This is a genomic window from Flavobacterium indicum GPTSA100-9 = DSM 17447 (genome assembly GCF_000455605.1).
Taxonomy (GTDB): domain Bacteria; phylum Bacteroidota; class Bacteroidia; order Flavobacteriales; family Flavobacteriaceae; genus Flavobacterium; species Flavobacterium indicum.
This window is the reverse complement of the sequence record NC_017025.1, coordinates 90743-103013: the sequence shown is the minus strand read 5'-3', so window position 1 is coordinate 103013 and position 12271 is coordinate 90743. Positions and strand designations below refer to the sequence as shown.

Here is a 12271-nt window from a genome sequence, read left to right as displayed (position 1 = left end):
GCACACACAAATAAGCCATGGTGGCGGAATTGGTAGACGCGCACGACTCAAACTCGTGTTCTTCGGAGTGTGGGTTCGATTCCCACCCGTGGTACAAAGCTCAGTGAAAACTGGGCTTTTTTTGTTTATCATTTATAAAAATCAATTTCAAGAGGCTTTAAGGTACCAGATATTTATCTTATATTTTATTTACCAAGTAAAAAGGTTTGCAAGAAATCGATGATTTAAATTTTACGTATTTGAACATTTATTGTTATAAAAATTCTTATTTTTAGCACAATTAAAAGATATAAATATGAAATATTTAAAACTACTTACTCTATTACTATTTGTATTCTCTTGTAGCCCAGAATCAGTTCAAAATCTAGAACCAACTCAATTAGAGATAACGTTAAAAGACGAAAATAATATTGTTTTACCTAATGCCGAAGTAAAGCTATATAGCTCTGAACAAGACGCTAATAATGATGAAAATTTGTTGCAAACAGCAACTACAGACGCCAATGGGAAAGTTGTTTTTGAAAATTTGCAAAATATAGTTTATTATATAGTTGCTGGTAACACATGTCATCCATTAAGTAATTTCAACACCAACACAATTGTATCAAATTCAAACAACCCTTATACATTTATTGTAAATAGTAATTATTTTGGAACAGTTATTACTAAAAACAATTCAAGTTATAATTTAGACTGTAATTCCTCTCAAGAAATATATTACTATTAAAAATTTTTGTTGAATAAATTTTCTTTTTTAATAATGACCAAAAATAGTTTTAACAACTTTAGTTAACTCAACACTTAGTTTTATAATTAAAACATTTTAACCTTAACTTTTAACAGTTAGGGTTTAATATTTTATATACTCTTGGTTTACAAATTAGTAAGAGTGGGTTCTTGTAGAGTTAACACAGGACATAGTATAATTTATATAGAAATACCAATAGTGTTACTATTCACTCAACTTACTGACATTATTTATACAACAAGCCCTAACATTATTGGTTAGGGCTTGTTGTAGTTTAGCTCAAAGTCGGGAGACTTTGCGCAGATGGGGTTTAACTTATACCTGTTTGTGTAATCTCAAGAGTAGCTGTGCTGCTCTATCATGGTTTCTCTTACAAAGAAGTTATTTTATTGGTGTTCGATGAATTTCATTTCCCTAAACGGTAAATTTAAGAAAAATTGGCAAGGATTCCCAGCGGTATCTTAGAGATCGGGTTATTATTGCCAAACAGGTATTAAGCTATCATTTTTTATAAAATAATCCATCCTATATATTAAATCAATTTCTCTATATAATACCTTTTCACATTGCAAAGAAATACCATTTATATTATAAAATTTATTAATATGATTTTTAAAATTTGAATAAACAAAAATTTTAAATCCTTTGTAATCAAAACAACCTAAATATAAATCTTTTTTATAAGGGCTAATTCTTTCAAAATAAACAACTGTATCGTTTTTTTGTATTGAAAAATTAAGAACAATTTTTTTTGGTTTATTAATTGTTTGATAATTTGAGTCTTTAATAAATTTATCCAATTTAACGCCAACTATTTTTTTGTTTATTGGATTATCTTCTTTTGAACACGATAATATTAAACAAAAAAAGACAATAAAAAAAACTGCTTTATTTATTATAATTAGGCCAATATTTTTCATCTGTATAAAAGATTGATTTACCATAATTTGGACAATTTTTTTCAACATTAAATTTTTTAGCAAATTGGCTAAATCTTACTGGATACAATCTAATTTCAAAACTAGAAGGCAATCTACTTTCTCCATATTTTTTTTCGAAATGACTTCTATATGCTCTGTCTCCATTTGCTGTTGTATCGACCCAATACCCTATTTAATTTTTAACTTATATGATTTACTTATTGAATCAGTATTAATGTAATAATAGATATGACCAAACGATGAAATAGACATCACTTTTTCACTGTTCTCAATATTTTCTTTTAACTTAATAAAATCCTTATTTAAAAATAATTTAATATTTTTTTTTAATATAGTATCTTCTAAATCATTTACTATCTCAAAATTTGATTTGTTATTATGGTCAATCCATCCTAAATAGTATTTTTCATTTTTTATATCGTAAATCAAATTAAAAATTTCTTCTTGTCCGTTATAACTATTACCAAAACTGTGATTATAAAAAACAATTTCATCACTATTTTTAATGTATTTATATGACTTTTTTAAATGAGTTTTAAATGTATTATAAGTCTTTAATTCCTTTTTTGTTAATCTAGTTATTTCTAAATAAAATTTATTTTGACTACATGAGCTAACAACAAACAAAACAATTATTAAAATAAATCTTTTCATATTTTATCTTTTAATTTTATTATTATTCATTATATTCCATATTTGATTGGCTTTTAAGGTTGGAGCAAATCCTCCAGTACTGATTTTTTGTTTTAGCATACATTTATTCCAAAAAAACAGCAACTAAAAAATAATATATATTTTCTTAGCTACTGTTTTAGTGTTATTTTAGGTTTGTGAGGTACACCATGTCCTAATTTGGGAAATAATTTAGATTACCTACTTTAAAATTAATTGCTTTTTCAATTTTTTCTACACATTTTTTGTCATTCAAATCAAATTTCTCCATATAATAACCATTTAAGTTTAAATAATAGGCAAACTCCAATACTTGCTTATTCGTTTTTAATAATTCATTTTTAATACATATATCTTCATCATTTGAATAACAATATTTATCAACAAATTCATTAAAATTACTTATACTATAATTTTTAAAAAAAGAATCATTAAAAACAAATAACACACCATCAAAAGATTTAAAAAATTCTGATTTAAATATTAAATCATTATTGAGTGCTTTTTCTAAATAATTTTTAAAAATTGGAAATTCTGTATTGTAATATTTAGAATATAAAAATTCTAAATATTCTATATCAGTTTTAGCAATCATATTATCAGTTTTTACAAATACTATAAAATTTCTAATTTGACCTTTCTGATATAAATTCCCTTTTTGTAGAATATGATTTATTTTATCAATATTCTTATTTGAATATGATTTATTTTCTTGATTACATGAAAAAAGAAAAAAGAAAAATACTAATAACAAAAATTTTAATTTCATATTATTTTTTAATTATATTTAAATTATTTGGCGGGTTTTGTAGTTTTTTAGGGTCAATCTTTTCCCCATCATAAGTTGTTTGAGGAATTCTACCTTCAAGTACTCTAGCTCTATTTTGATTATTAGTCGCTCTAATTTCCGCAGGGTCTTTAGCTGTCCCTTGTTGTTTATCTGGAATTGATTTTGAATCTAAATTATTTCCAATTTCAAAATCATATTAATGTCTCATCTCGTGTACAACTAGCTCTAAATAAAATATTTTACCATCATCAGTACCTTTCGCTAATGCTTTCATTTTTTCATCAGTAAAATTATAAAAAGTTTCAGTTGACCTAGGCTTATCATATTCTCCGTAAGGTGGCAAAATAGTATCTACTCTATTATCGTCTTTATATTTACCAGTATCATCATTTTCTTGATTATAAATTGTATGAATTCTTGATGATTTTTCCAATGTGTGCAATTGGTTTTTTAAAATCTTATCATTAGATTATTCTAAAGTTCTATATGACTTAAGCAACAAGTTTAATGTTCTATCTGCATTTTTTGAATTATACTTATATCTTTCATTCGTACTCTTATTATAAAAATTATTATTCTTGTAATAATATTCTGTACCATCTTCTGTTATATAAATAATTTGTTTTCCATCTGGGTCAATTACTCTGGCCGGATTATTAACACAATAATTATATGAAGAAAAACTAGTATATTTTTCACTTAACTCATCCATATTCATCCATCTACCAATACTTGGGTCATAATTTCTTGCACCATAATCATACATATTAAGCCCCATCTCATCTTGTAATTCTTTACCGTTGTATTTATACTTGTACATTGGATTATCTGTAGGAACAATTTCAACCCCTGTTTTAGGGAAATTATCAAAATCTAATCTGTCAATATTATAATTCTGATGTTTTAACCCAAAGGGATAATAATGGTTTTATCTCACAAGTTTATAATTTTATTAGTGTTCGATGAACCTTTCGGTTTCTTCTAATATTTTAAGAACGTTTGTCAAATTTAATTTTTTATAAACAAAATCCTAACTTTTCAACGGTTAGGATTTTTTGTTTTAGCATACATTTATTCCAAAAAAACAGCAACTAAACTAATAATATATATTTTCTAGCTACTGTTTTAGTGTTATTTATGTTTGTGAATTAGACATGTCCTAATTTGGGACATTACCAATCAATTTACCATGTTCATCAGTAATGTAACCATTATTATTAAAATAAAAGATTTTTGAATACTCATATATTGTAGTAGGTGGGTTTTTAAAACATACTTCGTTATTTTCTCGATAATTTATATCAAAGAAACTATCTGTATCACAAAATTTAATCCCATACTTTAAATCTGTTTGAAAAACTAATGGATAATATTTATCATTTATCAAAACTGAATAATTACATTGATTTATTTTTTTAAAGCCAAAATACTGATTACTAATATCTTTAATCTTAATCACTTTTAATATGGATATATCATTAGAATAATTTTCTAATACAAAAAAATAATTTCCATCAAAATTATGCGATTTTAAATATTCATAACATGTTTTTTCTACATTAAAAGGTAGTATGTAAGTAGTTTCGTTTATTTTTGAAGACTTACATGAAACTAGTGATAAACTAGCTATAATTATTAAAAAGATTTTATTCATATTTATTTATTTTTTATTCATCCAACTTTTTAAAGAGTCTAGTCCAAAATTAAAATTACAAGCATTATTCGACACACCAGTAGAACCAATGTACATAGCTTCAGTTCCATCAGCCTTAACACTATGTATATCAGCTTGTGCACCAGCAGGTGGCCCATAAGAATCAAGCGCATAAATATTTATTCCTCTTGAACTTGCAACACCTTTATCTTCAGGAGATGTCCCTGGTATGTTTATATAGTTTTTATCTTGTAATTCATTATGTCCATGAATCTGACCCATTAATAAATATTTCTTATTACCATCTTTTAGTATACCCTCAGTAACTTTACCTTGAAAAGTAACAGTATCTGTACCAGGGACTGTTGCTTCGCCATCCACTCCGTCTTTTCCTCTTATTGACATAATCACTGATGCTTCCCTATCATACACAATAAAGGCTTGAGCCTCTGTTGTTCTAGATGCATCTTGAGCATTTTGCTGAATTGTAGCATCATCAATACACACAACCGAACTAGTCTCTTGTAATTGTTTAGTTGCTTCCTTTGAAATCGTGCCACCATTTGCATCTCTAATTTCATTAAAACCGTCACTAGAAATTGACCTTATGTCATTTGTTAATGCACCATCTTGCCCAAGTTTTCTTCCAGTATTGGAATCAATGTATATATCAGGTGGAGCAACTCTCATTCCATCAGGGTCAATAAAGTAAACTGGATTATCAACACAATAATTATAAGGAGACCATCTTCTCCCTTGCACCGTCAACGGGTCAATATTCATCCACCTAACAATACTCGGGTCATAATATCTCATTCCATAATCATACATATTAAGCCCCAGCTCATCTTGTAATTCTTTACCGTTGTATTTATACTTGTACATTGGATTATCATTAGGAACAATTTCAACCCCTGTTTCAGGGAATTTATCAAAATCTAATCTGTCAATATTATAATTCTGATGTTTTAACCCAAAGGGATAATAATGGTTTTATCTGTGTTCGACGAACCTTACGGTTTCTTCTAATATTTTAAGAACGTTTGTCAAATTTAGCATTTTATAAACAAAATCCTAACTTTTTACGGTTAGGATTTCTTGTTTTTACTATTAAAAAAGGCATTTCTGATTCATACATAAATGCCGTTTAATTTTTTGCGAACTAGTTAACTAATCTTATTTTAATTTATAATTTCTGAATGGTTTTAGTTCATTTTTCCTCACTTTGTGGGCACAGATTGCAAATCTGCGCTAGCGTTGCGGTGAGAAATCCGAGCGGTCGGGTTTATTTTTTTATCTTTATAATATCAAAAAACAAAGTGATAGTAATTAACAAGTGAATTATGTTAAAACTTATTAGAGGATGTAAATCTCTAGTAGCATCTACAATTGATAACTTAAAATTAAAAATATTAAAAACTGAACCCACTGTAAAATCTTTTTCGTTTAAAATAAATAATCTTAAATCTGGCCCAATAATGAAATCATGCAAGACTATATAATTAAATGAAATCGATTGCATTAGAAAAAACAAACATAAAATAAACAAATTTAACTTTTTACCCAAATTCAAAAATAAATATATTATGTAGATTGATATTAATAAAATCATGAAATCAAAAAATTTTAATTTCATTAAATAAATAGAATTTGCAATTGTTGATGCGATAGCAAAAACATAAGTTGAATAAATATAGTATTTTTTTAATTTTTCCATTTTTAATTTTTCAATGGATTTATTTCGTCTCTAACTTCTTTTGGAGCACCTTCTTCTTTTAATTTATAATCAGTTAAAGCATCTATAAATGAATATATAACGCCTGAAGCGTCTTTTAGAACATTAGACACTCCTTGCTGTACAATGTCCGACTTTGTAATATATTAAACAAATTTACAACAGCAATTAATTTACTTTTTCAAATATTTAGTTTAAAACAATTTACCCAATAAATAACATATAAAAATAGCTCAAAGTCGGGAGATTTTGCGGAGCTGTGAACTTCAATTTAATTGTTTTTTTTAAATTTAATTCTTCTATTTTTATAAAATTTCAATAGATATCTTGGCAATGGTTTATTTATAGAATCAATTACATATACTTCATAATCTAAATTATTTTTTTGTGTTCTTGTAAAACAACTCAATTCTTCATTAAAATAAATAGTATCATTCGTTCCATTAGTTTTAATTACTACAGCATTAATAAATTCATTATCTAAATAAGTTTTTTCTAAACTACTTGTGTCTTTTATAGAAAAGTAAAACTGCTGTATTTTTTTATTACTATTCCATTTTGTATAATTTTTAAGATAAGTTTCATCATTCCAAATAGAAAATTTACTATTATTTGGATAATAAAAAAAATTATTAACTGAATAAGGTTTGTAATAAAACTCAACAATTCCGTTTTTTTTTGAACATGAAATGTTTAAGAAAACATTCAAAATAATTAATAAATAAATTTTCATAAAATTTGTTTAACCATGCTGAGCAAAGTCTCCCGACTTTGTATAAATATAATGTATTTGTAATTAATTTACTTTTTCAATTATTTAGTTTAAATATAATTTACCCAATAAATAACATAAAAATAACTCAAAGTCAAGAGACTTTGCGGAGCTGGGGCTGGTCAGTTTTCACTGAGCTTTTTTTGTTTTATTTAGCTCAAAGTCGGGTCACTTTGTGGAGTTGATTTGACACATTAAACTATTCAGAAGCTTTTACTAGAAAATATTTTTGATATTCTCCATCAATGCCTATTGGTTTGATCTTACCTTCGTCAAATAACCAAATTTCATTATCAAAAATTCTTTTAAAATCTAATTTAACGTCAAAAGTATTCGTTACATCACTTTTTAAATAATAAATCGGAAATTTTAAGCCAATATTACCAACATAAAATGATTTAATTCTCTTTTTAGTTTTTACATTAAATTTTCCAAATGGTATTTGGATTGACTCAATAGTTCCATCATCAAATGATAAATTTAAATTCAAATTATTTTGGACAAAAAAATCACTTCTATCTTTAATATTGAAACTATAGTTATCTCTGTTTTTTCTTATATATTTCTCATTTACAATAATTTTTTCTCTTTGTGGAAGACTATTTAGAATAAGACTATCTCCATTAATTATAAATCTACCGCTAACTTTTTCAACTCCTGACATGTAATGTCCAGATTGAAATTCAAATATATTATTTCCTTTTAGATTAATACACTCCCAATAATGATTGGTTTTATACTCATATTTTCCTAAATTTTTATTGTTATACTGCAAAGTGCTTAGTACAAACAAAATCGATAATATTATTTTCATTTTCTTTTCTTTTTTTACAATCTTATTGCCATTTAAATTAAAATTCTTCGGCTCCACAAAGTCCCCCGACTTTGCGGAGCTGTAGCCGTAATAAAATTTAAAAATTAGCAACAAAAAAACCCACCGAAGTGGGTTTTTATTATTTCTGCATATTTTTTGCTTCTATACTCATAGTGGCATGAGGCACCAGCTTTAAGCGTTCTTTGTTGATTAATTTACCTGTAACTTTACAAATCCCATAGGTTTTGTTTTCAATGCGGATTAGAGCATTTTTTAAATCACGAATAAATTTTTCTTGGCGCGTAGCTAATTGTGAATTGGCCTCTTTACTCATGGTTTCGCTTCCTTCTTCAAAAGCTTTAAACGTAGGTGATGTATCGTCTGTTCCGTTGTTTAAATCATTTAAATAGGCGCTTTTAATCAAATCTAAATCAGTTTTGGCTTTTTCTAATTTACCTAAGATTAATTCTTTAAACTCTGCTAATTCAGCATCTGAGTATCTTACTTTTTCATCTACCATAATTCACTTAATTTAGGTTAGTAATCGATTTTTATTTTTTTATACTTATTTTGGTTTTGATTTCATCAAACTCAATTTCCGTACCATTTTCTAATTCTTCCACAAATGAAATGCTTTCTGTTAATGTTTCCGACTTAATATAGTCTTCATTGGCTTGAATAGCTGCATTTACATGAGGCTCATTTTGAATTTGTACTTGAACTTTATCTGTCACTTCAAAACCTGAATCTTTTCGAATGTTTTGAATTCTATTCACTAATTCTCTAGCAATTCCTTCTTTTCGTAAATCTTCCGAAATAGTTATATCTAAAGCTACTGTTATACCGTTGGCATTCGCTACTAACCATCCCGGAATATCTTGAGAAGAAATCTCTACATCTTCGGTTGTTAAAGTAATACTTTTTCCAGAAACCACAATATCTAACGAACCTTCTTTGTCTAATTGATTGATTTGTTCTTGCCCAAAAGACTGTATCTCCTTAGAAATCAATCCCATATCTTTTCCAAATCGAGGTCCTAGTGCTTTAAAATTAGGTTTAATTTGCTTCACTAAAACGCCTGAAGCATCGTCTAATAATTCCAATTCTTTCACGTTTACTTCAGCTTTAATTAAATCTGAAACCGCTTCAATTTCTGCCTTGAAAGTAGCGTCAAGTACTGGAATCATTACGCGTTGTAAAGGTTGACGTACTTTAATCATTTCTTTCTTACGTAAAGATAATACTAAAGAAGAAACAGTTTGTGCTTTCAACATTTTGCTTTCCAGTGATTTATCAACAAAGTTTTCAACCAAAACAGGGAAATCGGCTAAATGTACACTAGCGAAGTTTTCCTTATTTGTCGCGGCATTCAAGTCTTTGTATAGTCGATCCATAAAGAACGGAGCCACTGGTGCCGACAATTTAGCTACCGTTGCTAAACAGGTATAAAGGGTCTGATAAGCCGCAATTTTATCTGTTCCGTACTCACCTTTCCAGAATCTTCTTCTACATAAACGCACGTACCAATTACTCAAATTCTCTTGTACAAAATCAGAAATTGCTCGGGTTGCTTTCGTAGGCTCATAATCGGCATATGCTTCATCCACAAACTGAATTAAAGTATGCAATTCAGATAAAATCCAACGATCTATTTCTGGTCTTTCGTCTAACGGCACCTCAGCTTCTGCATAAGTAAATCCATCAATATTAGCATATAAGGCAAAGAACGAATAGGTATTGTATAAGGTACCGAAGAATTTACGACGCACCTCAGCCACACCTTCAATATCAAATTTTAAGTTGTCCCAAGGGTTAGCATTAGAAATCATGTACCAACGCGTGGCATCGGGTCCATATTCTGCTAATGTTGTAAACGGATCTACGGCATTTCCTAAACGTTTGGACATTTTTTGTCCGTTTTTGTCTAATACTAATCCGTTTGACACTACATTTTTATAGGCAATTTTATCAAAAACTAAAGTTCCAATAGCATGTAAGGTATAGAACCAACCACGAGTTTGATCTACTCCTTCTGCGATGAAATCTGCAGGGAACATACGCTTGTCAACCTGAACTTGTTTCAGGTTCTCACCATTAGATTCCGAAACAAGTTCGGAATGACAAGTTCCGTCTATTAACTCCTTATTTTCAAAAGGATAATGCCATTGTGCATAAGGCATTGCACCTGAATCGAACCAAACGTCAATTAAATCGGTTTCACGTTTCATTGGTTTTCCAGAAGGTGATACTAAAGTTATATGATCTACCACATTTTTATGTAAGTCAACCAACTCATAGTTCGCTTCATCCATATTTCCAATTTCAAAACCTGTAAACGGATTTACGGTTTCTACACCTGCTTGGATTGCTTTTTCAATTTCATTGTATAATTGTTCTACAGAACCAATACAAATTTCTTCTGTTTTATCTTCTGTTCTCCATATTGGTAATGGAATTCCCCAATAACGTGAACGAGATAAATTCCAATCGTTTGCATTTTTCAACCAATTCCCAAAACGTCCTTCTCCTGTAGCTTTGGGTTTCCAATTGATGGTTTCATTTAAATCGAACATTCTATCTTTAACATCCGTAACTTTGATAAACCAAGAATCTAAAGGATAATATAAAATAGGTTTGTCTGTTCTCCAACAATGCGGATAACTGTGCACATATTTTTCAACCTTAAAGGCTTTGTTTTCTTCTTTTAAACGAATTGCGATTTCTACATCTACTGATTTCTCAGGCGCTTCACCTTCATTGTAATATTCGTTCTTTACATATTTACCAGCAAATTCGCCCATTTGAGCCACAAATTTACCTTGTAAATCCACCAATGGAACGGCATTTCCATTTTCATCTAAGACCAACATTGGTGGCACTTCAGGAGTTGCTTCTTTGGCCACTTTAGCATCATCAGCTCCAAAAGTTGGCGCCGTGTGCACAATACCTGTACCGTCTTCAGTAGTAACGAAATCCCCCGAAATTACTCGAAACGCATTCTCTGGATTTTGATACGGCAATGTAAATGGCAATAATTGTTCGTATTTGATTCCGACTAAATCGGCACCTTTAGTTTCGGCTAAAATTTGGTAAGGTATCTTTTTATCTTCTGGTTTATAATTTGCAAAATCTTCATCCGATTCGGCTACAAAATATTTTCCACCAAATTGTTTCCCAACTAAAGGTTTAGCTAAAATAACATTGATAGGTTCGAATGTATATTGATTGAACGTTTTTACTAAAACATACTCGATTTTTGGCCCAACAGTTAAGGCTGTATTTGAAGGCAACGTCCATGGGGTAGTCGTCCATGCTAAAAAATGAATTGTTCCGAAACCTTGTAAAAAACTTGGCAACGTATTTTCAACAGCTTTAAACTGCGCTACAATAGTGGTATCGGTTACATCTCGATACGAACCTGGCTGATTTACTTCATGCGAAGACAATCCCGTCCCGGCTTTAGGAGAATACGGCTGAATGGTGTAACCTTTATACAATAAATTTTTATCGTAAATCTGTTTTAACAACCACCAAACCGACTCCATATATTTCGACTTGTACGTCACATAAGGATCTTCCATATCAACCCAGTACCCCATTTTTTCGGTAAGATCGTTCCACACATCGGTATAACGCATAACGGTTCTTTTACACGCTTCATTATATTCTGAAACGGTAATGGTTTTACCTATATCCTCTTTGGTAATTCCTAATTCTTTTTCCGTACCTAATTCAACCGGTAAGCCGTGGGTATCCCAACCTGCTTTTCGTTTTACTTGGTACCCTTTTTGAGTTTTATAACGACAAAAAATATCTTTAATAGCACGTGCCATAACGTGGTGAATACCCGGTAATCCATTCGCTGAAGGTGGTCCTTCAAAAAACACATAAGGGGTTTTGCCTTCACGAGAAGTTACACTTTGTTCAAAGACATTGTTTTTTTTCCAAAAATCAAGTACTTCAGACGCCACAGTTGGCAAGTCAAGTCCTTTGTATTCAGTAAATTTTGCACTCATTTTTCGCTAACTTAAATCAATTTGCGAAAGTAAGGAATTTTTTTAGAGCATAATTCAAAATAATATTGAAATATAAAAGAATTACTGAATAAGTAAAAAACCACTCCTTTTTGCGTTAAGAAGTGGTTT

14 protein-coding genes and 1 tRNA gene are annotated in these 12271 nt (G+C 29.2%); 2 read left to right on the top strand and 13 right to left on the bottom strand.

Translation table 11 applies throughout. The features are described 5' to 3' along the window. The first annotated feature begins 14 nt into the window (after positions 1 to 14). Together KQS_RS00445 and KQS_RS00440 are read left to right on the top strand one after the other, a co-directional pair. Positions 15 to 94 (top strand) — tRNA-Leu (locus tag KQS_RS00445). A gap of 201 nt (positions 95 to 295) precedes the next feature. Further along, a complete protein-coding gene (locus KQS_RS00440; RefSeq protein ID WP_014387243.1) occupies positions 296 to 727 on the top strand; it encodes a prealbumin-like fold domain-containing protein in 432 nt (143 codons plus the stop codon). A gap of 497 nt (positions 728 to 1224) precedes the next feature. On the opposite strand, the gene KQS_RS00435 is transcribed toward KQS_RS00440, so the two are convergent. The 13 genes from KQS_RS00435 to ileS all read right to left on the bottom strand — a co-directional run bounded on the left by KQS_RS00435 (position 1225) and on the right by ileS (position 12142). Continuing rightward, positions 1225 to 1716 (bottom strand): hypothetical protein, encoded by a 492-nt coding sequence (locus KQS_RS00435; protein ID WP_014387242.1) that lies wholly within the window; start codon positions 1714 to 1716, stop codon positions 1225 to 1227. 141 nt (positions 1717 to 1857) lie between these two features. Then, a complete protein-coding gene (locus KQS_RS00430) occupies positions 1858 to 2343 on the bottom strand; it encodes a hypothetical protein (protein ID WP_014387241.1) in 486 nt (161 codons plus the stop codon). A 193-nt stretch (positions 2344 to 2536) separates the two neighbouring features. After that, a complete protein-coding gene (locus KQS_RS00425) occupies positions 2537 to 3130 on the bottom strand; it encodes a hypothetical protein (protein WP_014387240.1) in 594 nt (197 codons plus the stop codon). Between the two features lie 217 nt (positions 3131 to 3347). Beyond that, positions 3348 to 3593: a hypothetical protein gene (locus KQS_RS00420; RefSeq protein WP_157868370.1), complete on the bottom strand. Its 246-nt coding sequence runs from the start codon at positions 3591 to 3593 to the stop codon at positions 3348 to 3350. 27 nt (positions 3594 to 3620) lie between these two features. Then, positions 3621 to 3971 (bottom strand): RHS repeat-associated core domain-containing protein, encoded by a 351-nt coding sequence (locus KQS_RS00415; RefSeq protein ID WP_041251929.1) that lies wholly within the window; start codon positions 3969 to 3971, stop codon positions 3621 to 3623. A gap of 339 nt (positions 3972 to 4310) precedes the next feature. After that, positions 4311 to 4805: a hypothetical protein gene (locus KQS_RS00410; RefSeq protein WP_014387238.1), complete on the bottom strand. Its 495-nt coding sequence runs from the start codon at positions 4803 to 4805 to the stop codon at positions 4311 to 4313. A 6-nt stretch (positions 4806 to 4811) separates the two neighbouring features. Beyond that, positions 4812 to 5690 (bottom strand): RHS repeat-associated core domain-containing protein, encoded by an 879-nt coding sequence (locus KQS_RS14690; RefSeq protein ID WP_041251928.1) that lies wholly within the window; start codon positions 5688 to 5690, stop codon positions 4812 to 4814. A 400-nt stretch (positions 5691 to 6090) separates the two neighbouring features. Beyond that, positions 6091 to 6522: a hypothetical protein gene (locus KQS_RS00400; RefSeq protein ID WP_014387237.1), complete on the bottom strand. Its 432-nt coding sequence runs from the start codon at positions 6520 to 6522 to the stop codon at positions 6091 to 6093. A 2-nt stretch (positions 6523 to 6524) separates the two neighbouring features. Continuing rightward, positions 6525 to 6653, bottom strand: a complete 129-nt coding sequence (locus KQS_RS14635) for a hypothetical protein (protein WP_262487921.1) — start codon at positions 6651 to 6653, stop codon at positions 6525 to 6527. A gap of 158 nt (positions 6654 to 6811) precedes the next feature. After that, positions 6812 to 7273 carry a hypothetical protein gene (locus KQS_RS00395; RefSeq protein WP_014387236.1) on the bottom strand — a complete coding sequence of 154 codons (462 nt, stop codon included), beginning with the start codon at positions 7271 to 7273 and terminating at the stop codon, positions 6812 to 6814. Between the two features lie 238 nt (positions 7274 to 7511). Continuing rightward, positions 7512 to 8126 carry a hypothetical protein gene (locus tag KQS_RS00390; protein ID WP_014387235.1) on the bottom strand — a complete coding sequence of 205 codons (615 nt, stop codon included), beginning with the start codon at positions 8124 to 8126 and terminating at the stop codon, positions 7512 to 7514. Between the two features lie 139 nt (positions 8127 to 8265). Continuing rightward, positions 8266 to 8646 carry a TraR/DksA family transcriptional regulator gene (locus KQS_RS00385; protein WP_014387234.1) on the bottom strand — a complete coding sequence of 127 codons (381 nt, stop codon included), beginning with the start codon at positions 8644 to 8646 and terminating at the stop codon, positions 8266 to 8268. A gap of 31 nt (positions 8647 to 8677) precedes the next feature. Continuing rightward, positions 8678 to 12142 (bottom strand): isoleucine--tRNA ligase, encoded by a 3465-nt coding sequence (ileS, locus tag KQS_RS00380; RefSeq protein ID WP_014387233.1) that lies wholly within the window; start codon positions 12140 to 12142, stop codon positions 8678 to 8680. Positions 12143 to 12271 lie beyond the last annotated feature (129 nt).